Source organism: Filimonas effusa (assembly GCF_004118675.1).
Lineage (GTDB): Bacteria > Bacteroidota > Bacteroidia > Chitinophagales > Chitinophagaceae > Filimonas > Filimonas effusa.
The window spans coordinates 326,412-351,654 of the sequence record NZ_SDHZ01000004.1 but is presented as its reverse complement, the minus strand read 5'-3'; the positions used below and the strand labels follow the sequence as shown (position 1 = coordinate 351,654).

Below are 25,243 nucleotides of genomic sequence, written 5' to 3'. Positions count from 1 at the left end.
ACAAACATTTTATCACTAAGAAGAAGAAAATAATAATAGCGATAGCAGCAGTATTGTTGATCTGCTTTTGGTTTTGCCTTCCTTCGCGGCTTTTTACAAAACCCACCAGTTTTGTATTAACCGATAAGGAGGGCAACCTTCTTAATGCGGCTATCGCATCCGATGGGCAATGGCGTTTTCCTTATAACAAAGAGGTACCGGAGAAATTCGAGAAATGCATCGTTGCTTTTGAAGACAAACGATTCTTTTATCATCCCGGCGTAGATGCGCTTGCCATTGGCAGAGCTGTTGTACAGAACCTGAAAGGCAGCAGAACCGTTAGTGGCGGCAGCACCCTCACCATGCAGGTCATGCGCCTCAGCCGCGGCCCTCACAGCCGCAACATCTGGAACAAAATGGTGGAAGCCATTCAGGCGGTGCGATTAGAATGCACCCATCGCAAAAAGACGATCCTCGCACTATACGCCAGCAATGCCCCTTTCGGAAGCAACGTAGTAGGACTGGATGCAGCCGCCTGGCGTTACTATGGCCGCAACGCCGCACAGCTCAGCTGGGGCGAAATGGCAGCCCTGGCTGTATTACCCAATGCCCCTTCGGTGATACACCCCGGCAAGAACAGGACCCTGTTGCTGAATAAAAGAAATGCCCTGCTGGAAAAGCTGCTGGCCAATAAAACCATCGACAGCACCACCTGCATGCTGGCCATGCAGGAGCCTTTACCCGGCGCACCGCAGGCATTACCGCAGATCACGCCACACCTGCTCGAACGTTTTAAAAAAATTTATTACAGTCATACTGATGCCTATAACAGCACCGGCTTACAAACAACGATAGACATACAACTGCAGGAACGGGTGAACATGCTGTTACAGCAACACCACGCCGCGTTAAGAGGCAGCCAGATCAACAATATCGCCGCCATGGTGGTAGAAGTGGAAACGGGCAACGTGCTTACCTACACCGGCAACATTTACCAGCCATCAGACTCCTCCCTGGAAAGTCATGTAGATGTATTGGCCGCGCCACGCAGTCCCGGCAGTACATTAAAGCCCATCCTGTACGCATCGCTGTTAACAGAGGGCCGTTTCCTGCCCCGGCAGCTGGTTCCTGATATACCCACCCGCTTCAACGGCTACACTCCTCAGAACTTCGACCTGGGTTACGATGGCGCCGTTCCCGCCAACAGGGCGCTGGCACGAAGCCTCAATATCCCTGCCGTTAAAATGCTGCAGCAGTATAAGTATCCCCGCTTCTACAATGTGCTTAAACAATGCGGCATTACCACCCTCTCGCATCCTGCCGACTTCTACGGCATGAGCCTCATCCTCGGCGGCTGTGAAGTAACGCCCTTTGAGCTGGCCGGCGTATACAGCAGCATGGCCCGCATGTACAAACACGCCGCCAAAAACAAGGGTAAATGGAACAGCGCCGATTGGTTTATGCCGAAGATAGACGGCAGAACGACAGGCGACCAGGCGGCAGAACCGGAGAAGGAAAAAACGAATGAGGAGCGGGCAAACGAAGGCAGCCTGTTTGATTATCCTGCGTTATGGCATATGTTCAATGCCATGACGGAAGTAATGCGTCCCGGCGAGGAGGGGCTGTGGGGATTATTCGGATCGGCGCAGCGGATAGCCTGGAAAACGGGCACCAGCTTCGGTTTCAGGGATGGCTGGGCCATTGGCGTTACCCCAAAGTATTGTGTAGTCGTGTGGGTTGGTAATACCTCCGGCGAGGGCCGTCCGGGTTTAACGGGTATTAATACAGCGGCTCCTGTGTTGTTTGATATCTTCAGGATACTCCCTGCGTCACAGTGGTTCGATCCGCCGCAATCAGGGTTTATTTATTTACCCATCTGCCGTCAGTCGGGCTACAAGGCCGGACCTGATTGCCTTACCGCCGACACCATGCTGGTATCGGCCAGTGCCATCAATGCCGCTGTTTGTCCTTATCACAGGAGCATACACCTCGATAAAACAGGTACCTACCGCGTTACCGCCAACTGCGAATCGCCGGCAGATATGCAGCATCCCTCCTGGTTTGTGCTGCCCCCCACCATGGAGTATTATTACAAGCAGCATCATACAGATTATAAGCCGCTGCCGCCGTTCATGCCGGGCTGTAATGCAGAGACGAATAAACCACTGGAACTGGTATATCCCGAAGAAGGGGCTGTTATCTTTATCCCCCGTGAAATATCAGGAGAGAAAGGAAACACCATTTTCTCAGCAACACATCGCAACGCAAACAGTGTTCTATACTGGCACCTCGATGAGCAGTTTGTAGGCACCACCCGGCAATTTCACAAAATAGCCCTCAACCCCAGCGAAGGGCCGCATACGATAACCGTGGTGGATGAAAGCGGCGAATCGGTAACAAGATCGTTTAGGGTGGAGGGGAGCAGGTAGCTATGGAAGAGGAATGGTTTGGCGGAAACTATTGAAAAAATGTATCTCCCGTTTTGGATCCAGTTGAAGACCTGGGGAGTGGGTGGAGAGTTGTTCGCTTAGAGAAGCTCTTGAGTATATTTATCGTTCTTATTTAAAGCGTAGTTCTTCGTAGATGGGCGGAGACGGTTGTTTTATGGGACTATAAGGAAGCCGAAGGGCAAAAAATTGTTACCTGGAATGTTTTCCGGATGTTTTTCTGGTGTTTTTGGGGTTGCATCCGGGAATAGAGTAGCCGATTGAGCAGGTAGGGACATGGAGAGGCTTGCCATTAGAGAGCAGATGGCAGAATGGGATAGCAGCGCGGATGTTCCTTGGCAATAGCCGGTAATACTGGTTGGGCTGCCACGGGGTGGCATTATTACGGGCCATTGTTTGAAGGCGGCGCTATTGGCAGCTATGGTTCTGACCTGTGGCGCTGCCAGTTGATGCCGCACCGCCTTCGTAAATACGGGTTTGGTTTTCAGTGAATGTATTGCTGCGAAAGGAGACCGCACGGGTTTCCTGTTGGGGTTTGCGGCCTCCAGTTTACGGAGGTAGCGGCTAATGGTGAAATGCAGGACTTTGTTTACTTGTTGTATATCATATCCTTTGCAGAACATATGCTGCGCTACGCCCACGAGCTGTTTGTAGTGGGGATAGTTGCGGTGCTGTTCCGGAATGGTTTGATAGAAAGCACTGGCGAGTGTAGCAGCCAGCGCCAGACGGGCGGCGCTTTTGCGGCTTCCTGCGAAGACGGGGTCGGAGCGCCAGCGTTCGGTGGTAAGGTTGCTTTTCATACGTACACAGCCAACGCCGCATCTCTTGTAAAAAGAGACGGGACCTATGGTTTTTTCCCAGATAACGGGACCTGTTTGTTTGGCCATGTTTTTTGTTTACGGGCCAATTGTACTGTTTTTTGTAAAACAAAATTTAAGTGCTGCATAGTGGAAGATGATTTTTTAAAATATACAACTACCCGACCCAAAAATGCGGAGGGACCAAACGGTTATCGTTGAAATCGGCAGGCATGGTTTATTTGTGCAGATTTAAAAATGCCCCCTCCATTCTTTGTTGCTCTGTCCTGTGTATGCCAATGTTATCGGCTATCTTTTTCCATTGCCCCACTGCTGTGGCCACTTCATCAATAATTTCATCCATTCGCGCGTTGTCCAATTGAAAATAGGCACCTACACTTTTAGCAAGCGTAACATCAAGTGCGTTGTTATCAGTGTCGATATTGAGGGCAAGTCCATCTTTATCTATAGATGGATTGATGTCATAAGCTGGAGAGAGTTGCCATCCATCGTCTGCTATAATAAAACCATGGTTGCGTAGATGATCATCCGTATTAGAAATAGCTATGTTGAAAATAATTCGTTTCCATAACTGGTGTAAATCTGCTTTGTTGTTAGCCCCTTCATACTGTATAAACTCTGCCAGGTCTAGATAACTGGCTGGATTTTCTTTAATGGTATCTTCATTGTTACCGGTCATAGTCATGGCAGAAGCAAAATGTATTCTTTCACCTTTCAGCCTGTCAAATCTTTTTGTAAAAAAGGTATGGTGCTTACCGGCAATTTTTTCAATTCGTGATTCGGTCATATATATGCCCGCATTCAACGCTAATTGATAGGCAAGGTATTCCCATGCACCCTTATCAATAGTGTCATTATTGGATGGGAACTTAGCGATCCAGGGGTGGCCCTCATCATCAAGTATATTTGCTTTCGGCCGGGCTCCACCCAATGAAGACCCGGGGGCAATCAGCATGGCAATCCATTTTTTTGTCTCAGCGCTATCATCATCTGATTCAATCATAGCGGCAGCATGTTGTAGTTCCTTGACGTTAGACCAGTGCGGTGTTGGCGATGTTTTATTGTTGTCAAGAAAAGGACCAGCAGGATCAAGTTTGAACCTCAATGCTCCCATGCGGCTTTCATCATACACCCCTAATAAGAAGTCAATATCATATAAGTTGGGGGCTGGCTTTCCTGCATCCCTCGCCTGTTGTGCCGCACGCCGCTTCATCAGCGTCCTTCCCCAGGTGTCGGGCATGGAATCCATGAAAACACCAAAATTTTCTTTATTATTGGGATATTGGATTCCGGTATACCATGATATATCGGGATCCAGTGTCATTTGCGCTTTTGAATGCATCCATTCCTTAGCGTACTCAAAACCAAAAGCTTTTCTACCCTTAGCCTGCTGTGCAGAAAGCACACCGATGCATTGTGGTTCCGGCATCCCCAACCAATGTGCATATACCCATATGTTTGTCCTGCCTGCCACCTGTTATTTATTTTTTATCAGTTGAAGATCCTGTAATTTCCTGCCATATTCATCATCCGCAGCCAGCTTAAGAAAATCTTCCTGCAGTCCCAGAACACGTAATGTATTGAAATAGGCGCCCAATGATACACTGCCAGTTCCCTTTTCAATTTCATAGAGTGTCGATCTGTCGATATTTGCCCGTTCAGCAACCTGGATGGTTGTCAGTTTCCTTCGTTTCCTTGCCAGCTTGATATTCTCGCCCATCTGTTCCAGCACCTTCTGGTGCTTGGGAAATAACACTTGTTTTTTACTTTTCATTTGTTGGATATTATCCACAAAATAATATAATATGTTGGAAATAGCCAACATATTTAAAGGAATCGAGGCTAAAATAGCCCACCAACAGGTGAGGCCTAAGGATGCCTGCCTCCTGCGCTGGCAGGGAAATTGCTTCCCAGATCAAGAGTTCTACACCGGCTGTTTATTCCTCAATAACGGCGCCGCCAGCTCTTTAGGCTTTTTCAGAGGTATTTGAAGGTGTCTGAAAATGACTGAAAATGTGCGGCTGTAGCAGCAAGTTACCGCCAAATGAAGTTGCCGCACTTCAGAAAGCGCGGCAATCATCACTTCAAATAGCGGCAGATATGGTTAAGGGGGCAAAATGAGATAACGTATAGGAAGGATGCCCCGGATACAACTATTTCTTTCCTTTATGTCCTGGATAAAAATCTCTTGCTTTAAGGAAGTTAACCTTCTGGAAGCTAAAAGAAGAGCTATCAGTACGTGTTTTGTTATAATACGGAGAATACATCTCGGCTTGTGTATATTCCTATTAGTTGTATTTCAGAAATTTATAACCTCTTCATCTAAACGACCAGCTAATATGGCTTTTTCAAGATGACCTACTGTTAGTTCTTTATTGTTTTTATTCAAGCCAAGAATATCTATTCCATCACCTTTAAAATAATCTGCGGCTTTAAATTCTGATACATCCACATCGAACGCTTTTCCAAAGGCTATTATAAATTCAACGGCATCATCCCCATAAATTCCTAAATCCTCATATAACTTTGTCGTCCTCTTTATAGGTTCATCATCTACACATGACTGCTTTATTGTGAATTTTACTAGCTCATTAAATATATTATCCCCCATTTTAAATTCATTTTTTAATGTGGCAAATTGGCTATCCAATTCCCCGATCTGTTATTTGATTCTGTATAGGCTGCATTTCCTTCTGCCATTGGAAGTGCTACATTTATTGCAAAGTCATAGTAAAACAATGCCAAGCCTACAATAGGAACCCCTCTGCCAAGAAACCTACCTACAACGGCTGTTCCAGTCTTTTTGGCAATTGCTTTACCTGCAAATTTAGTTACTATTTTACGTGTAGTTTGTTTTAACAATGGACTGCGGTAAGTTATTGTTTTAGATAATGCCCAGGATGCGATTGATGAGCCTGGGTCTGAACCTGCATAGCCCGATGGTTTTAAAAATTTGATTGGTTGGCCTAACAAGAATAAGATAGGACCTACAAAGTGCTGCCAATTATTTTTTATAAACCCTGTAACAGTAACTTCTGGTAATGGTTGAGCTTTGGCTTTAGATGTGTCCAATCCATAGGGGTCTATAAAAATAATTGGATTGTTACCTACATAAGCGTAAGGACTTTCGTTATAATGAATAACAGAGTTCTCGGCACTTATGACATTTCGGGGATTAAATAAATTCAAAGCACCCGCATTTTTCCTTCCTTCAGCGACATCGCTTTCTTCGGGTTCGTACCCTTCTTGCGCAAGTTCTTTTTTATATTCCTTGTCAAAGTCATTCCAATACTCACTTTCATTTAAGGGATCTGGTACATGCCATCTTCCTATTTGCGGATCATACATTCTAGCCCCGTAGTCATACCACTGTATTCCACTGTAATCACTAAACTCCTCGCCCTGTAGTTCCTTCCCATTATACTTCAGCCTATTCTGCAACTTCCCTGCTGCCTTACTACTTATTCCCGCCATTGTTAAGCCGAACGGATAAGAATGCGTTTCCTCAGTCAACGCTCTGCGGATATGAGTCACCTTCAGGTTGTCAACGATCACGTCTAGACCCGGGGTCTCGTTTGAGACATAAATATACAAATATCCATTATGTGTCATTGGCCGTTCTATAACCTGGTGAGATTTTAACTCGCCAGCGGGACCAACCATATCCACTCCGGAGTTTTTGCCATCATTCGTAATTACTGCATTCAACTGTTCGTCGAACAACACATAATTAAGGTAAGCCTTGGGCTTATTGTTATTAGCAGCGTAATCGGTGTTTACCACATTGGTCAGGAAACTACCGATACCGGCTTGCAGATTGTTGTTCTGCTGCAACAAAGCAACGTTGTGAGATGGTCTACTTTTAATTATGCATATAGTAATCCTTAATTTATATAGATCCTGATAGCAGGTCTAGTATTGGTTTTTTTGAAAAAAAATAAATTACTAGAAGATAGGCTTATTAAATTGATGAAGCTTTATATCAATCGAATGTACCGCCAGTAGAGACAGATAGGAAAGTTCCTGATATCGGGGAAGCGGATAGAGATAATAATCGAAACCAATTACATTTTGAAGATGCCTCATTATTGGCTGGGCCTGTGGAGGTGATAAGGATAAAAAGCCTATTGCTAGCAGGTTATGGCGGAACACTTGCTGGGGCGGGAGGCGAATATCCCGATAATCCGGATAACTTTGATTATTTTGCGACTTTTCCTAAGAAGAGTCCGGATGTGATTACCCATTTTTCAATAATGCCAGTTCGTTAGTTTTATGAATATTAGAAACATTGTCGTAGTATACTTAACACTACTAGGAATGGGCTGTGCGAATGCATCCAATGATCCTGTGATTCCGGTATTTAAGAGAATTACCAATGATCGGGATTCAGCTTCTAATATGTATGTTGTATACGAAGATCGTATTGATTCCTCACATAAACAGATGAAATTTTACTGGAATAATGGTGCTATTCAGGCTGTCTCCTATTATAAAAATGGGAAAAGAGAAGGTGAATGGACGCAATACGATGAAAATGGAAATATTTCATTTATCGGAAATTTCACAAAGGTGCAAAACAAGGAGAACACAAGATCTTCTTTCCTAATGGAAAGGTTTCGATAGTTGAAAATTTCAATAACGGCGAAAAAATAGGTGTAACCTTATATTTTGACTCAACAGGGAAAATTATCAGCACAAAATAATTTGCAATATAAATGCTTGAATTTTATGTCTTCATATTCGTATGTGTATTACTTATGCTTGCTTCTTTTATTCACAATTTAGTTAAAAGAAAACGCATATCTGCAGGGCATTTTGTACATCCATTGGTGTCTTATGGCCGGAAAATGGAAGTAGATTTCGATAAATGTGAATTGAAGACAAATACCTATTATGAGGAAGTTGAAAATGAATCTTTCCCGACAACGATCCAGATGATAGATGCTTTGTATCGCTCAAATCAAAGTATTAATTCAGTAAAAAGAGAGGTGTCTGTGTTGTTATATAAGCATCAGAACGAAGATGGTAGTATAATAACCTATCGGACTCCCCCAATAACTATGCAGCCAGATCTTATTCGGTATAACATGTTACAGCAAAAGAAAGCAGTTATATATGTTGACCCCGTCAATGATGCCAATTATTTTTTTGATACCGGCTTCACTCAATAAGTTAAAAAGTAATATTAACCTGTGTTTTGATACTTTGCCATATTAAGATATTCTGAACCTGCTCAGCCAGTTTGTTGATTTTTTTCGATCATAGAATTGAATTTATGTTTTTTTTGATTCTTTCTTTTTTCCTTTCAATATAATTTAAGCAATAAAAAAGCATTTTTTACAATAACCCATCTTTTTATAAACCAATAAAGTCGCCATCAGAGGAACTTTATCCTAGTTCTTTACAAAGCTTCTCCTTACATGCTGAAAGCTATCTACGCTCATGGTTTTCCCATATCACTAACGCCACCCTATTCATAAAAGTAAATCATTAAAGTAATCATAAACCCTCGCGCTTCCTAATGAACTTAAAAAGATTCGTATCACTCTTTTCAAACAAAGGATAAATATCATCGTTTGTATTGGCTATTCCATCTTCCCCAACTGAGAACAGTAGATACCTTTCCTTACTCTTTTTATAATAGAAATTTGAATTAGAATTCGCCTTCCGTAAAAGAAGAGGATCTTTTATCATTACAGTTTCATCCTGCCTTACAACTTGTTCCAGATTATCCGGATATGCTCCGTATTGAATTTTATAAAATTCAATATGTTTAACTAAACTATTTATTTGCGTTTGGGCAATTCCAGCAAAAGCTTTTGCTGTAGCCTTACCATAACGCAAGTTATAAAACAGAAAAGAGTATACGATTACTGTTATTACGATACCAATTGAACCAATAACAATGAACGTTCTATCTTTGTATTTGAATATTCCATAAAACACCATAAATATTCCAACGAAAGCCCCAATCAAAGGCAATACACAAAGCAACCCGAGTAAATAGGGAGGCCTTTTATTCATAACTTTAATTTTACAGATTCCAAAGCTCTCATGCACCTCCAATATAAAATGTTAGCACGGATATTACAACTATGACCGTTCTCATTTTCTACCTCCTTATTATTCAACCTAACCTGTTATGCAATTTCTCCGCCGTTTGAACTTATCCCGCCATTACCAATCCTAACGGATTTCACATTCAAATCATCTGAAAAGCAGATGCCAGCATAATAAAAAAGCAAATTAAAAAAAAGGGGACTAAATATCGCTTTCTATTTCGATAAACTAAACGCCACTTGAACATTTTCCTTCTAGAAGTATTTTTTTCAAATAACAAAAAAGAAATAAAAGATGCGACAACCTATAACAATGCTAATTGCCCATCACTTACACTATTAACGAATAGTGGATTACAAATCACTAAGAACGAAAATCCAATAAACATTCCCGGTATTTGATTTGCCCTATAAATATACCCTTTACCGCTTTTATAGGACTTACTCTTATAAAGCAAATAAATGAGAGAGTATTGAATACGATCTAAATACATATGCTTCCTTTTATCGCTAACTTACAAGGGAAGGCTCAGGCATAAAAATATTACGACTTTTAAGTCTCTTCTTTCTAATCCATTTGCAAGCTTTCCAGACACAACCACTTCACCAATCCCCTACAGGTTATCTGACTGCAAAGCTTCCGTAGACAAAATACCTACTTAAAGTGAAACACTAATAAAAATCCAAAAAAATAGTTATTTAAATACAACAATGGAACTAATACGAAGTGTATCAGGTATTTTTTTCATATCAGTAACGCCCTCAAAAAGAGGAGAATTAGAATCTACTTCGAAAGTATAAGCTAAATCTGGCATTAAAGAATCATAAAAGATGAGGAAGCCATCCGGCGATTCATTAAGCCTCGTGTCATTGATCAATTTCTTAATTTGTTTGAAAGTGCTATTTACAGATATCCCTTTTTCGGTAGTAAAATAATCATTCACGAATGTAATCCGCGATATGTGCTTTTTATCATCCCAGCTATTCTCAAGTTTCACCACAAGTTTTCCTTCAAAATATAAGTCGTAAGAATCCCACTCTACTCCTTCATCTTCTTCAACAAGTTTTTTAACAACGAAATCTTTCAGAAAACATTCATTTTTAATTAAAGAATCAGAGTTCTGAGAAAACACAAAACGGGCAAAGCTTTCAATTTTTCTAATAGCACAAGTCTCTTTACTAACATTTACAACACTTTCCTTGACTCTTTTATACCTAACCTTCCTTTGTTGTTCTTTTAGCCTATTAGTGCAAGAAAAAAATATTAGCAAAAGAATCACCTTAAGGTAGTGTTTGTTTTTACCAACAATATTGCTATAATTTTCCATCTTTAAAAACCTTTTTATTTCTTTCGCTGCTTTAGGGACTATAATATTGACAATCCGTTCGACCGGATTAACTTCCATTGAATGGACATCAGAACCAGTAGCCGCCTCCACCCGTTACATTTGAGGATGTACTTCCATTTTTACCCCGCTCCTCTTCGCATCACTTTCATCACCCGAACCTATTGAAGTAGTATTACTAGCTATTCTGAATACCGAGCATCTAACTATTAGCTACTACTCAGAATCCTTAAAGCGATCACAGGCACCTCACATTAAATAATGCAAAAGCATGAAAAGAAAAAAAGGGGATGCAAAAAGCAAAATCGCTGTTGAACTCTTTATCATTAAAGAGACTTTTAACTTTCAGACTCCCTACTGCCTTACTACTTATCCCTTTCATCTCCAACCTGAACGGATAATAATGCGTCTCTTCCGTCAACGCTCCGCAAATATGAGTCACCTTAAGGTTGTCAAAGATCACGTTGAGCCCCCGGGGTCTCGTTGGATACATAAATATACAAATATCCGTTACGGTTTACGGGGCGCCCCGCAACAATATGAGATTTTAGTTGGCCGGTATCACCTACCCTATCGATTCCGGAGTTGCTTCCCTCATTAGTGATTACGACATTGAACTGGTCATCGAACAAACATAGTTCAGGTAGGCTTTCGGTTTATTACCGCCGTTGACGACGTAATCGGCATTGACGACATTGGTTAAGAATCTGCCCAAGCCATCCTTAAGATTTTGGTTCTGCTGTAACAGGGCAGCACTATGGCTGCCGGCACCGGCACCAAGGCAGCACTATGGCTGCCGACAATGGTACCAGCTATGCCGCCGGCAAGGGAAGCTATAAGATCCGGCCAGCCCAAACCCATTTGGCTGTTGGAAGACGCCGGTTCCCAATACCAGCTATCGGCTTGGATATTTACCTTGTCGCCGGACATTACCTTTAACACGATGGCACTGCCTGTTTTCTGACCATTGCCATTCAATACCTGTACATAAGCATTATTGGGATCTTCACAAGTCATTTTCGAAAGCATTTCAGCAAGCTTCCGGAGAAAATAATGTTTCCATTCTCATATTGAGATAAGGGAGCATTTATTTTCCAAACAGTTTCATCTTTGCTTTTTTCTACATAACTACGGCAGCCAAACTTCGGGAGGGCCTACAATGACATTTGCAACTTTTCAAAGTGCCTCAAACATAAACGCAATTCCCTAGCGCCCTTCAATAGTTTCTTTTCCAGCATATCTTGAGGACTGAAGTTAAAAAAACACTCATTATTCAGGCTAATTTCACTTTTATCAACAACTGATAGAATTTGTGCATTCAGCTTGTTTAAATGCAAGGTTTTCGTTTTATCATCATAATCTGGCATTTCTCCATTTTGCAATAAAAAAATAGTTATCAAAAAATAATCTTCTATGTTTTCATAGGAAATAGACACAATGCGTTTCCCATCTTTATATTGAACATCGTAAAAAGCATTGCCTCTTATTTTTTCCCCGGAGACATCAAATCCAAACTCAGTAACAAGAAAAATATAGTATGCCTCAACAGTTTTTATATATTGATTTGCTTTCATCGTAAACCTCTAAGCCGTCCCGCATTTGCGAACCTGTTTAAAATGGCTTATGTCAAAAATCTGGAATAAAACCGGAATTTTATTGTAAGAGACATTTTTATGGAAGCATATAACATCCGTAACGGTTCAAGCTTAAATTGTACGCCATCTTTTTTCGCTATCAGCATATAAGGTCAATAGGTACCTCCGGCATCATAAACAGTATCGATGGATTGAATGTCGGGGTAAAAAGCAAATACGTTTATGCCTTTTCCTTGTTCCTGCTGTTGATCCAATATTTCGCCACTTGTTTATCGGTGAAGAAATTGCCAGCATTGCTTTTCTTATACTCCGAATAGAATTCTTTTTCTGGCTCCCGAGCGGGCATAAATAATCCTCCCTTTATAGCCCAATCATAGAGGCTTTGGTCTAAAGGGCATACTGTGAGGACGCCACTCAGCTAGAAGACTGATTTACCTAATTAGGTCCATTGGTAATGATCGCTGCAAATGCAGGAGGTAAGGAATAAACAAAATTTTTCCACGCAGTTTCTTTGTCGGCATCTATTCTCATCATTTCCCAAAATGGAGGACCAGATTTAAAACCAGACGTGTTTTTAAATTCAATCATTCCCTCCCGAAACCTTACACGAACTTCCATCTCCTTTTTTTTCCCGGATACAATAAATTCGCTTAAGCCATTCCATTTACAAATGGAAAATAAGTCTGCCATATAATAGTCAGTTCTATGCCCACTGTAAAATTTTACTTTACATAATTCCGTCCCGTCTTCAGTTACAGTAATAAAAAAATCAAACCTATCTAACAACGGCCTCACTACTACAGCCCCCATTAATGTATTAAGTGATTTATTGACTAAGCTTTTGTAAACAAAGTCAAAAAGAAAATGTTGTTTTATTATCTTTTCCTTTATCAGGACCAGTTTTTCCGGCGATAGTTTGTTATCAGTCTGAGCTATTCTCATAAGCGCTTCGTGCATCACCTCTAATCTGTACAAATTAAGTTCGTCCGGAGTCCTATCCTCAAAACTTTTCACTACTGGGTATCTTATATTTATATGCACCCTCTTCCCATCTTTTCGGACAAATTCTTGCAAGTCATCTCCAATCTGATTAATACTAATATAAGAATAGAAATCCTGCTCATATTCTTGCAATAGATATGTATAGATCATATCCATAGCTCCGGCCTCCGGGCCACCCACACCATTTAGCACTACAGATCCTAACCTTACTATATTTGTTTTCATAATTAAAAACCATTAAATGCGCCGGGGCGAACCTGCTCCCGAGGCATGTATCCCCATTGCTGAACGTGCTTACTTACTAACAACTGTTCTAAAAACAAGGCATTTAACCTATTTACCCCTCTAGCCATTATGACATAATTCACTGAAGAACCGTATGCACTCATCAGTGCAGCCTTTTGGTTTTCAGGCCTATCCAATCCGTTTGAATACACATCAGATATTCCGTACTTCAGTACAGGAGTTTTACCATCAGTTGCATTAAAGGTAAATCGATAGATAATATGTTCATTACTATTACCTCGGTTATTTCCATGTCCAGGGTAAGGATCTTTGGTAAAGTAGGGCAATGGTACACTAGACGCGCCTGCCCCCAATTTTATTGGCCAAACCGTAGCAACTATCACCGATACCCCTCGTACCAAAATAGGAGCTAAAACTCCTGCACCTGCTTCTTCAACTATAGGTGGATGCAAAGGTATCACTCTTCCTGGAGGACCAACAGGATATAAACCGGGGCTAACTGGGACGAGACTGGGAACTCCTGCTTCGGTTGTATTGTTTTGAGAGTTTCCGTTCGGCCAAAGAGGTGTGATCTGTCCACCAAGCATAGCATCAATGACATATCCCTGGTCAGAAGCAGGTACCTTGGTGACCACCGGCGCAAGCACAATAGCAGGCAATACGTTGGCACCTGTTGTACTATTAGGAAAACCTGGCGCTTTCGTAGAATCAGCTAATCCAAAAGGATCTGAAAATGAAATAGGATTATTACTTACGAATACATAAGCAGATTTACTTATATCAAATTCAGCAAGTGGATCAAGCTGATGGAACCGGCCAATCTGCGGGTCATACTGCCTAAACATTGCATCGTACCAATCTAACCCACTTCCGTTACTGAATTCATTATTTTGTAATTCATTTCCACCATTAAATCTATATCTGTTTTGTAATTTTCCCGCCGCCTTCGAACTTATCCCCGCCATTGTCAACCCAAACGGATAATAATGCGTTTCCTCCGTCAACGCTCCGCGGGTATGAGTCACCTTTAGGTTGTCAAAGATCACATTGAGACCAGGCGTCTCATTCGATACATAAATATACAAATATCCGTTACGGGTTATGGGGTGCCCTGCAACAATATGGGATTTTAGTTGGCCGGCGTCACCTACCCTATCGATTCTGGAGTTGTTTCCGTCATTGGTGATTACGACATTGAACTGGTCATCGAACAAAACATAGTTCAGGTAGACTTTCGGTTTATTACCGCCGTTGACGACGTAATCGGCATTGACGACATTGGTTAAGAAGCTGCCCAAGCCATCCTTGAGATTTTGGTTCTGCTGTAACAGGGCCCCATTATGGCTGCCGGCACCGGTACCAGCTATGCCGCCGGCTAAGGAGGCTATCAGATCCGGCCAGCCCAAAGCAGATTGGCTGTTGGAAGACGCCGGTTCCCCATACCAGCTATCGGCCTGGATATTTACCTTGTCGCCGGACATTACTTTTAAAACAATGGCACTGCCTGTTTTCTGACCGTTGCCATTCAATACCTGTACATAAGCATTATTGGGATCGGATGCAAAGGGAGACGCAGGAAAAGTGCCCGACAATACGCGGCCGCCATCAGGAATTTCGTAGTAAGGTTTTTCGTTGTTGAGTGTCTAGTAAATAGCAGATTCAGCTTCCTGGCCAGCCTATTGTTGATCACTAAGACATCATTTACTTCTTCTTCGTCCAAATGAAAGGTCTCCCCAAGCTATTCCAAAAGACACATGCTTAAAAGCTAACAGAAACCAAATCACAAAAGGATCCTCTATCGAACTCAATTTCTGAACCGTTACCAGCGATGCGTGATTATGACGCCACACCATAACAAGCACCGTCAGGGAAGGGATTATAACATCTATCATCCAATTTAGAAGCCAGAGCCTGAACCCTTTTTTTCCGCTTGCAGAAAGCGTTCTTTTAGTCCAGAGAAAAGAGATAATACTGTAAACTAATAGCATCAGGTAGATCCATATATGATTTCCATTCATTGCCAAATCGTCCATGTATTTTATGTTCGAAAAAGTACGAAGAATGTAATCAACGTAAAACGGACGAAATATGAATATGGCTATATAAAGTGCTGTTATATACGAGAATGCTAATAGTAGTTGTTTTACTTTTGTTGTCATTTTTCTAACAAAATTGGATTGTCATATTAAAGTCCATTTAGCTAATTTGACTGACTAGCTAAAAAGGCGGCATAAGCAGGAGGCAAAGAGTCCAGATAATTTTGCCATGCTTATTCCCTATTTCCATCAGCTCTCATTAATTCAAAAAAGGGCCACCAGCTTTAAAACCAAAAGTATTGACAATACTCAATACTTTTTTCACTAACATTTAGTCGAATTTCCACTTCCTTTCTTTTTCCAGAAACAAATAAGAATATTTTGACCGACAAAAACTTTATTGTTTCCCGGTTATGTAAATAAATTCGTCCATGCGAACCTGCAAGAACAAAAAGCAACATAATTAGCGCATTTATAACCAGCACTAATGAAAAGAAGTAAAGCTGCTTTTTCATACATAAAAAAACTAATTAAATACAACAAAACAAAGAAGCCCCAGCAAACACATGAGCTCAATAAGAATCAACATTATTTCATTAACTGAATACCTAATAAAAAACTAACTGAGATCCGATCGATCCAGTTTTCCCTACACCTAAAAGCACACCGGAATAGAACTTATTACGACTTCAATTCGATCTTTTACAAACAAGTCATTATCACTAAGAAAAAAGCCATAATACATATCATTGAATACCAAATAAAAGACAACGAAATACGCCTAATTTTCATTTCTTTTTTTTCAACTACAACTACATGCTTTGCATACATCTTTGAAAGAAAAAAAGAAAGAATCAAACAAACCATAAATCCAATTCTATGATCAAAAAAAAAATCAACAAATGGCACTCCTATTGCCATACATAGTAATTTAATACCTGCCAACACCACCAAATGCAACCACAGAAAGGGTATACCTCCTGCAATCAGGTAATGATCTCCAAGCTTTCTATATCTTGCTAACAAATACAATGTATATATACATCTATTTAACATACTATTCTTTTTAAAAACGTCCCATGGAAAGAGACGACTCAACCCTTGAAATATAATTCACAATTTCCTTTGTTGAACTTTTTATTCTATCAAAGAAACTAATAGTTTTATCTACCGTGTAGTCAACGGCACCCGTTTTATCAAGTATTAGATAAGCAACTGCTATTGCTGCCCCCACCGGCCCACCTATTAAAAAGGATGCCGTACCAGCAGCAATATCAATTCCAGCTTTACCAAAAGCTTTGGCTGGGGCTTCCCCGTTTCTCACCTTTTCAATTGCAGTGCCAGCAGACAAAATCACCCCTAGGAAATATGCATTTTTCCCCAAGCTCTTTAATTCCTCAGTAAAGCCCTTTAACCGCTCCACAGCCTGAGCATCAGTAATTCCTAGATTAAGCGCTATTTTTTTTAATTGTTCTTTGTCTGAAGCCAGTTCCGCAACGGACCATACGAGACTTGTATAGGTTAACCCATCTGCAACCTGAGAGAAAAAATCATTAGGGATTTTTTCTGCCTTTTTCTCATCTCCTGGCCCTTCCTCTTCTACCTGATCTACTACTACTACTACCCCCATCCCTTTGATTTCTGAGATCGCATCCTCAGTGCTAACTACATTGCCATCTTCATTTACGTATTGATTTTTATTCCAATCATATGTTAACATTCCATCAGGATCGATGAACCGGATTGGATTATTAAAAGCATAGTTATATGGCGACCACCTTCTCGACAACTCACATAAAGGATCGGCATGATACCATCTTCCTATTTGTGGATCATACAAACGCGCATCGTAATCATAAAATTCTAACCCACTACCATCGCTAAATTCTTTATTTTCTAATTCTTTATCATTGTACTTAAACCTGTTATCTGTGGAACCTGCAGCCTTAGAACTTATCCCCGCCATTGTCAACCCAAACGGGTAATAATGTGTCTCCTCCGTCAACGCTCCGCGGGTATGAGTCACCTTTAGGTTGTCAAAGATCACATTGAGACCAGGCGTCTCATTCGATACATAAATATACAAATATCCGTTACGGGTTATGGGGTGCCCTGCAACAATATGAGATTTTAGTTGGCCGGCGTCACCTACCCTATCGATTCCGGAGTTGTTTCCGTCATTGGTGATTACGACATTGAACTGGTCATCGAACAAAACATAGTTCAGGTAGGCTTTCGGTTTATTACCGCCGTTGACGACGTAATCGGCATTGACGACATTGGTTAAGAAGCTGCCCAAGCCATCCTTAAGATTTTGGTTCTGCTGTAACAGGGCGGCGTTATGGCTGCCGGCACCGGTACCAGCTATGCCGCCGGCTAAGGAGGCTATCAGATCCGGCCAGCCCAAAGCAGATTGGCTGTTGGAAGACGCCGGTTCCCCATACCAGCTATCGGCCTGGATATTTACCTTGTCGCCGGACATTACCTTTAAAACGATGGCAGTACCTGTTTTCTGACCGTTGCCATTCAATACCTGTACATAAGCATTATTGGGATCGGATGCAAAGGGAGACGCAGGAAAAGTGCCCGACAATACGCGGCCGCCATCAGGAATTTCGTAGTAAAGTTTTTCGTTGTTGAGTGTCGCTGCTTCCAGGCTGGCTACCGGGTACGCATCGGTTTGATGTTCATCGGTGAGCACCATACGGGTATTACCCAAATGATCTTTTACAAAATAGTCGTAATAATAAACGCCAGTAGCGGTGCCGGCAGTATTTCGTTGCAGGCGGATACGGCCTTCTTCATGACTGAAAAATTGTAGTATGTTATTCTCATACACATGACCCGACAGATAGGTGGTATAGGTATGTTTCGCTATTTGATTGTTGCTTGCCAAAGGCAACTCCTCTACCCGTTTCTCCAGCTTGTTGCCGGCAGCATCGTAGATATAGGTAATGGTTCCTTTTATGGCCCCGGACTCGTCCTTCACTGTTATCTGCCACGGTAAATTCAGGTGGTTGTAAACAATGGCTCCGGCAGGGTCTTCGTCTTTGCTGATGCGTTTGTTTTTGTCTTTGATAAGGTTACCATTGACATCATAGCCATAGTCGTCGTTATCCGTGTTCCTGTCAACAAAATCACCCAGTTTATGATCTGTAGCGATACTGTCGCTAACGCTCCTGAGTTTATTACTGTAATTAAAATACTGGTATCGCAGGTTGTCGATCTGGTCACTGCCGCCACCGGGAAGCGCTCCCCATTGCTGCATTTGTTTGATATTACCGTTGGCATCGTAAGCAGTTCCGTTATCGGTACCATCGCTTCCCATTTTGGCGGTAAAGTTCAGGCCCGCATCATTGTTCCAGCCGCTATTGGTAAACTGTTTAAAATCGGCCATCAGCAGGCGGTTGGCAGCATCATAGGTATAGCCATAACTGCGTTCGGCGCCGTCGCCCTTGCTTTGCCAACGCATACCGGCAATATTGCCATTATACTGGTTGTGATCGTAGCCCCAGTCATAATTTAAGTCCATGCCAAACCAGCGGCCGGCTATCGCGGAGGACGCTCCCCCGGGCTGGTTATAATCTTTCCAGTTGAGCCCCTTCAGCCACCCACGGATATTATAGGTATAGTCCTGTGTTTCCAGGTAACCGGAAACAGCAGAACGGTTGTCTTCCGCAGCTTGTTGCCCCAGTTGCTTTAGCTTCAATTGCCCCAGGGCATCATATTCATGATGCGCCACAACGCGGCGGGTTTCTATATTGTCGTTGAGCGTTTTACGTACTTCGGTCAATCTGCCGCCATGGTCGTAATCCATTTCGGTATAAATTCTATCAGAGGTAAAGCCAGCCGGGTTAGTATGAACAGCATAGCTGCTGATGACCTTGCCTGTAAAATCATAACGGCTGCTAGTGATGTCCAGGCCGCCTTTATAGTTATCAGCCTGCAACTGTACTACCCGGCCTTTGCTGTCGTAAAAGGAAACGCTTTCCAGCCAGGCGCCCTGGCTTAGATTATTGGGATTTTCCAGTACGCGCACACGGGAGCCTGTGACCATTCCTCTTACCTGTTCGTTGGTGCTGCCGGGAAGGGGCTCGCCCCAGGCGTTATTGCCGATGCCTAACTTGTTGTCATTGGAAGCATTGTATCTTTTGGCTGTCCAGCTATAATCGTCATAATAGGTAAAGGTTAAGGGAACATAACCTGTGGCGCCGGAGGGCAGCGGATCAACAGGGTTCATGTTTAGCTCCTGCCTGCTGGTGAAAGCGGTACCACCCCCAGCAATGATATCGGTTTCAAATTCTCCTGCCCCTTCCAGGTTTCCTTCAAAGTTTATTTCCCTGGTAGCTTTATAAACGGGGCGGCCATCGTGGGTGGTCACATATAAAACAGATGGTGTGCCGGCAGTCTGGCTGCTGTAAATATTGGGCGTTACACCCGTAGCGTTATTACCCAGGCCGGTTGCATAATCCTGAAGCGCAGCGCGGGAGCCGCCGTAGCTAAGCATACCCGTTTGAACAGGGCGGTTCAGGTTATCATAGATGGTGGCCAGCCATTGCGGTTGCGGCTTTGAGCGCATATTGCCATCCTGTGTAAATACCAGCCGGTCGCGGATATCATATACCATATATACCCAGTCGGCTCCGGGCACTTTCTTTTCTATCATACGGCGGCGGCCATCGTAGCTATATTGGAAACAGAGTTCGTTGATGGCGCTGGTGTTACCGGCAAGGTTCCAGCCAGCAGCACGGAAAGCCTCTACTGCGAGCGGCGGCATTACGAAACGCAACTGGTTAAAATCATCATATACATAATAAGTGCTTAACCAGCCCTCATGGCCTGTTACAGCAGGTGCATTCGTAGCTATCTCCACTTTTTTCAATACCACCTGGCCTTCTTTGTCTTTATATTCCACTACCCGCTTGCCTTGTTCATCGGTGGTGATGGTGCGGTAGAGCTCGCCGCTTCCATAATAACCCTGGAAGGTGGGTACCGCTTCTTCAAATCCTATACTCCATATCGCCACTTCGTTGGCGCCTGCAGTTTCATAACTGGCGGCGATGCCACGGCCACTGCCGGCCCAACTGTTACCAGCAGCATAGGTCTTTAGTACCCGGTTCAAAGGAGAGGCTTCATAATCTGTTTTGGCATAATACACCTGTTCTCCAGGGTATTGTACCTGCATAAAAGCCTCTTGCTGCGCAAAAGGACTGGTTTTAAATGCACCATTGCTTTCGGCAGCATAGGGCAGGTATTTATATATTTCCCGGCCAAAGGCATCATATACAACAGGCGAAACCAGATCGAGGCCTGTGGGGCTGATGCCCCTGGCAACGGTTTGCAATGGACGTCCAAGCCCATCGGCATATTGGGTAATTTGCTGAACAGTATTATTGTTGCCTGCCAGTACAGCCTGTTCTGTTGTCATTGGCACCAATGGCTGCCAGCTGCGGACGTAGTTAACAGGGATACCGGAAGCATAGGGTACAGGTTTGGCTGCTATGGCAGCGGCTGCGGGAATTGTATTGGAAGCCGGTTTGTTGGTTTGAGAGAAGGCTGGGAACATCATACCAATACAAAGCAGTGACCATACAGTCAGAAACCTGTATAAGCAATAAATGGGTTTAGTTGGTGTAGGCATATTAGGTCCTTTAAAAAATCAAAAATTAGTTCTCCGCTTTTAAACTTTAAGTCTTCCAGAGTATTACTCGCAAGCAACCGGCAACCCGGCGTAGTTGTAACAGATCTTCTTAAGAATATTACCATCCTGGTCCCTGATGAGCTGCAGCCTTCCTACTTCATCATATTTATAGTAAGTGATCCTGTTGGCCGCGTCGCATTGACTGGTAACGCCAATAAGTGGCTCATATGTAGATGTTGACATGTTGGCGGCTTTGGGATAGAGTCTGAGTTCATCGATAATGCCAGTACCTGTGATCGATAACGATGTTACGCCAGTCACTTCAGTTGCGTATAAAGTCCAGTCGCCAACAGTTTGCATGGCAGTAGCCTCGGGGCTAACAGAACCGGATCCGTTCTTAAGCCAATAAGTGAGGGTGTAGGTTTCTGTACTGTTCAGGGAAGTTCTTTGAATTGTATTTCCATTTAAGTTAAAAGCTTTTTTCCCTGTGATTGCTACATTGCCAATGATACCTGCTGCAGGGAAAATCCAGTTTCCGGCGTTATCACCCTCAAAACTTGTAGCTGCTATCGATGCGGTATTCGCGTTTGTTACTTCGGCAACAGGATATACATTATTATAGTTCCAGAGATAAGTAGTCGTGATATTATTTGCATACTTCATTTCCTGGATATTGTTGTACTGGTCATAGGAAGTGAATAATGCCTTTTCTTCGTAGCGACTGTCTGAGATGAAGCTACCGCTACCATTAATGCTGCTTGTAGTAAAAGCCGTAAGCGTAACAGGACTGTTTATTTTAAGTGAATACACTTTATTGATAACGGGCTTATCTGTTCTATATATATAGATAATACCTGCAGTCACATAATCAACTCCGTTTATTGTTTTTATGGTCAGCTGTTCTACCGGGAGCAATACATTGTTATCCTTCAAATATTTAATACCTAACGCTGCTTCATCTGCATAGGCGCTTGTGCCGTAATCAAAAGAATAAGCAGTTTTCACTTTATTAAAAGTACCGTTACTGCTCTGCGAGGTTTCCAGTGTTGGCAATGTATGAAAAGCTGACTGGTATAGGCTGGTTGCTGATTTACTTAAAGCACCGTTGCTAAGGTATTCCGTTACATTTGCCGAAGACCTGTAAAAGTTTTCAGTCTGATAATTAGATACTACGCGGGCGAAAGTACTGCCATTGAAATAAGGATCTGTAATGTTTAACATATTAGTTCCTAAACACTGCACATCGTAATTGACTTTAATGCCTTCTGTTCTTGATAAATAGGGATGAGAGGAATTATAAACATTTGTTTCCTGCTTTACCAGGTTATAAGTACCCCCTGTTTTACTAAATATCTTCTTTTCTTTAGGTAAGCCCGCACGCCAGGTTGCCATGATAGGTTGTGCAAATGGAACGCCTGTTTGTTCCAGCAGGTTTTCAGTAACGGTAAACTCGTATTCTGTTTTACCAAGGCTTCCATCGTTATCCAGTTCCCGTGCGTATTTATAGTCTATACTATTGCCGGGCATTGGCCTTACACTCTCCTCGTGGATATAGGAATAAAGCCCACAATCGGAACAAAAGAATGTTATCCAGCCGCTGCCGTTCTCGTTTGAAGTCTTATTGGCTTTCATCCAATGCCGGATAAGATAATCAGGTTTATTCCTGAACATCACACTGTCCAGCATATCAGCATATTCATATCTTTTAGTAATACTATTTCCGGCGCCATCGTTATGCACAACATTGCTGATACGGCAACCTCCTACCTGGTAAGGAATAATGGGTGGATAACTTATCTTGTCGATAGTGAGCCAGGCAGATCCTGTTTCCGGCTCACCCAAGTCATACCATAAGAGATTGCGGCTTAGACTATAATAATAAGTACCAGCAGGCAATGTAACGATATAATTGGTTAACGAGCCGGCACCAAATCTATAGGTGAATTCAGGTAATATGTCGTTTGCGCCAGGAGAAGTTCCTAACGAAACGGCAGATTCAATCATACTTTCGGGGTAAAACAATTTATTGGCAGAAATCCTTACTGTTGTTGCGGATGAGAACGTAAAACTGCCGCTTACTTCCGGTTCCGTATAGGTGTCTGCTGAAATAAAGGTGGCATAGGAGCCAAATTCATTCGGATCATATTTCAAAAAAGGAGAGAGTGCGGCTAATTCTGAATAATCATGAATTTTAAATTGGTTGGGCTCATAATTAAAGGTGCTGGTGCCTCCGGTAGGATATTTCACCTGCTTGAGCAAACCTAGCCTGGAATACAGGTAATTACTTGTTCTGTTGGAAAGAAGGTTATTGTTCTCAACAGCCCAATGCTGGGTAATCAGCGGATTATAATCGGCCTGAGGCAAATTCGTAGCAGCTGGTTCCTTCTTATTGTAATACCCCCAATGATCTTTCGTATTGGTAAAAAAGACGGGAAAGCCTTTATCTATATCATCGTAATAATCGAAGTTCCATCGCTGCGTTTGTGCGCCGGTTTGTGTTACGGCATCGAGCCTTAATCGCTTATTGGTATCAAAATAAGAATAGGTGAATGAAAATTCCTTTACCAGTTCGTTGCTGCTGTTATATAACTTCACCTTGCTTAAAGCAGGCACCAATGAGCTGGGACTAATTCTCCTGATGTCTTCCCGTGGCGCTGAAGCATGCTCAAAAACAATACTTCCTTCCGGGAACGTGATAGTGGTTAATAACTGGCTTCCCTGTTGGTATGCGGTGCCACCTCCCGATAAGCCACTACCGGGGCACTCTGAAAAAGGCTGCACTTCAACCTGTGCAAAAGTATAACCTGTTCTGGTATAGTTATAATTGTAATTCTGGTATCCGAAAGAAATGGTTCGCCCTTCCGGTGTTTGTATACCGCCAAGAAGGTAAGAACTATTACCGGAAAAATCATGTCTTAATTCCAGATCGCTATTTTCAACTGATCCCATATAGCTGTATTCCGGAATCGTAAAATGATAGATATTCCCCTTTTCATCTGTAATATTGAAACCGTTACCCGATCCTAACGTAGTTATTTTCAAATTGCTTTTAGGTATGGTTACAATGTTCTGGTCTTTATCAAAATAGAAAGATCCTGAGCGCCCCAGGAAATTGTATGTATAAAAATCATACTCGCCATCGCGGCTTCCGTTGATCAGGTTTTCGAAATAGTGATTCTGTTCAACAGTTCCCATCTGATTTGACAAGTACTTCTGCAAATCATCTTTGGAAGATGCTGCAAAGATTCCGTTTGCTGTGAAATCATCATTACCACGTTGTTGGTAGTTAATGAGGCCGCCACATTGAAGGTCCCAGCCCAACCCTACCCAGGAAGGAATTTCATCCACTTTTAACCCGTTGTTATGATAGCTCAGGGCCAAAGGAAGCTCTACAGTGCCGGCTTTAATACTAAAAAGTGGTATGGTCATATTTACCATGCCATTTTGAAGCGACACGGGGATATCGCCGTATTTCCCGAGGCTGGCTGCATTGGGTGAGTGTGGCGTAATTTGGGGAAGACTGTATTTCGTTTGACTAAAAGCGGTATGTATAAAAAAAAAGCTAGCTGCAAAAAGCTTAAGATAAATATTCATCTTTCTCATATTGCGTATGATACAAATTGGTCAACTGGTAAATAAATAAAACAACTGCCGGAAAGAACGTTAACCGGTAGCGATATCAGAGAACTCAACGGGGCAAGTGTTACCAGGTGGAAATAGATAGGTCATACAAAGCGTTTTTAGGTTGAAAAGGGTGTATTATAGTTGGCTCAAAAATAGCCTTTTTCCAAAAGCAAAGGCAAAAGCCTCCGTTTTTCTTTCAATTGGGACCGGCGCAGCGGATAGCCTGGAAAACAGGGACCAACTGCTCCCGCCACTGTATTTTGATCCTCCCGGCTCAGGCTTTATATATCTGCCGATATGCCGCCAGTCTTGGTTTCAAGTTCGGTCCGGATTGTGGTTCAGCCGAAACCATACTGGTATCCGCGAGTGCGATGAATGCACCTGTTTGTCTTTATCGTAGGCGCACTCATCTGGATAAAACAGGCACTTATCGTGTTACTGCCAATTGTG

18 protein-coding genes are annotated in these 25,243 nt (G+C 42.5%); 3 read left to right on the top strand and 15 right to left on the bottom strand.

Annotation, left to right across the window (positions count from 1 at the left end; genetic code table 11):
- Positions 1–53: 53 nt before the first annotated feature.
- On the top strand, positions 54–2,408 hold the full coding sequence (gene pbpC, locus ESB13_RS21120; protein ID WP_246022643.1) for a penicillin-binding protein 1C: 2,355 nt from the start codon (positions 54–56) through the stop codon (positions 2,406–2,408).
- A 173-nt stretch (positions 2,409–2,581) separates the two neighbouring features.
- Here the strand turns inward: pbpC and ESB13_RS21115 are convergent, their stop codons facing one another.
- The 5 genes from ESB13_RS21115 to ESB13_RS21095 all read right to left on the bottom strand — a co-directional run bounded on the left by ESB13_RS21115 (position 2,582) and on the right by ESB13_RS21095 (position 7,078).
- Entirely contained in the window at positions 2,582–3,313 is a 732-nt protein-coding gene (locus ESB13_RS21115; RefSeq protein WP_129005684.1) for a hypothetical protein, read from the bottom strand.
- 148 nt (positions 3,314–3,461) lie between these two features.
- Positions 3,462–4,673 carry a type II toxin-antitoxin system HipA family toxin gene (locus tag ESB13_RS21110; RefSeq protein ID WP_129005683.1) on the bottom strand — a complete coding sequence of 404 codons (1,212 nt, stop codon included), beginning with the start codon at positions 4,671–4,673 and terminating at the stop codon, positions 3,462–3,464.
- Between the two features lie 48 nt (positions 4,674–4,721).
- The gene (locus tag ESB13_RS21105; protein ID WP_129005682.1) at positions 4,722–5,018 is read right to left on the bottom strand and encodes a helix-turn-helix domain-containing protein; all 297 of its coding nucleotides are present in this window, start codon (positions 5,016–5,018) and stop codon (positions 4,722–4,724) included.
- Positions 5,019–5,543: 525 nt separating this feature from the next.
- A complete protein-coding gene (locus ESB13_RS21100; RefSeq protein WP_164974302.1) occupies positions 5,544–5,855 on the bottom strand; it encodes a DUF1493 family protein in 312 nt (103 codons plus the stop codon).
- A gap of 14 nt (positions 5,856–5,869) precedes the next feature.
- The gene (locus tag ESB13_RS21095) at positions 5,870–7,078 is read right to left on the bottom strand and encodes an RHS repeat domain-containing protein (protein WP_220399733.1); all 1,209 of its coding nucleotides are present in this window, start codon (positions 7,076–7,078) and stop codon (positions 5,870–5,872) included.
- Positions 7,079–7,516: 438 nt separating this feature from the next.
- On the opposite strand from ESB13_RS21095, the gene ESB13_RS21090 reads away from it, so the two are divergent.
- The gene (locus ESB13_RS21090) at positions 7,517–7,867 is read left to right on the top strand and encodes a toxin-antitoxin system YwqK family antitoxin (protein ID WP_129005680.1); all 351 of its coding nucleotides are present in this window, start codon (positions 7,517–7,519) and stop codon (positions 7,865–7,867) included.
- 92 nt (positions 7,868–7,959) lie between these two features.
- Positions 7,960–8,415, top strand: coding sequence for a hypothetical protein (locus ESB13_RS21085; protein WP_129005679.1), 456 nt, complete (start codon positions 7,960–7,962; stop codon positions 8,413–8,415).
- Between the two features lie 328 nt (positions 8,416–8,743).
- Here ESB13_RS21085 and ESB13_RS21080 read toward each other — a convergent pair whose 3' ends face one another.
- The 10 genes from ESB13_RS21080 to ESB13_RS21040 all read right to left on the bottom strand — a co-directional run bounded on the left by ESB13_RS21080 (position 8,744) and on the right by ESB13_RS21040 (position 24,772).
- A complete protein-coding gene (locus ESB13_RS21080; RefSeq protein ID WP_129005678.1) occupies positions 8,744–9,268 on the bottom strand; it encodes a type II secretion system protein GspG in 525 nt (174 codons plus the stop codon).
- Between the two features lie 730 nt (positions 9,269–9,998).
- On the bottom strand, positions 9,999–10,742 hold the full coding sequence (locus tag ESB13_RS21075) for a hypothetical protein (RefSeq protein WP_129005677.1): 744 nt from the start codon (positions 10,740–10,742) through the stop codon (positions 9,999–10,001).
- Positions 10,743–11,348: 606 nt separating this feature from the next.
- Positions 11,349–11,666 (bottom strand): hypothetical protein, encoded by a 318-nt coding sequence (locus ESB13_RS21070; RefSeq protein ID WP_164974301.1) that lies wholly within the window; start codon positions 11,664–11,666, stop codon positions 11,349–11,351.
- A 137-nt stretch (positions 11,667–11,803) separates the two neighbouring features.
- A complete protein-coding gene (locus ESB13_RS21065; RefSeq protein ID WP_129005675.1) occupies positions 11,804–12,223 on the bottom strand; it encodes a hypothetical protein in 420 nt (139 codons plus the stop codon).
- 241 nt (positions 12,224–12,464) lie between these two features.
- Positions 12,465–12,662, bottom strand: coding sequence for a DUF7710 domain-containing protein (locus ESB13_RS24350; protein ID WP_456236429.1), 198 nt, complete (start codon positions 12,660–12,662; stop codon positions 12,465–12,467).
- A gap of 17 nt (positions 12,663–12,679) precedes the next feature.
- The gene (locus ESB13_RS21060; RefSeq protein ID WP_129005674.1) at positions 12,680–13,471 is read right to left on the bottom strand and encodes a hypothetical protein; all 792 of its coding nucleotides are present in this window, start codon (positions 13,469–13,471) and stop codon (positions 12,680–12,682) included.
- 2 nt (positions 13,472–13,473) lie between these two features.
- Entirely contained in the window at positions 13,474–15,021 is a 1,548-nt protein-coding gene (locus tag ESB13_RS21055) for an RHS repeat-associated core domain-containing protein (RefSeq protein WP_129005673.1), read from the bottom strand.
- 1,209 nt (positions 15,022–16,230) lie between these two features.
- Entirely contained in the window at positions 16,231–16,584 is a 354-nt protein-coding gene (locus ESB13_RS21050) for a hypothetical protein (RefSeq protein ID WP_129005672.1), read from the bottom strand.
- A gap of 10 nt (positions 16,585–16,594) precedes the next feature.
- Complete coding sequence (locus ESB13_RS21045) at positions 16,595–21,169, bottom strand: DUF6443 domain-containing protein (protein WP_220399732.1); 4,575 nt, start codon at positions 21,167–21,169, stop codon at positions 16,595–16,597.
- Positions 21,170–21,232: 63 nt separating this feature from the next.
- Entirely contained in the window at positions 21,233–24,772 is a 3,540-nt protein-coding gene (locus ESB13_RS21040; protein WP_129005671.1) for a hypothetical protein, read from the bottom strand.
- Between the last annotated feature and the right edge of the window lie 471 nt (positions 24,773–25,243).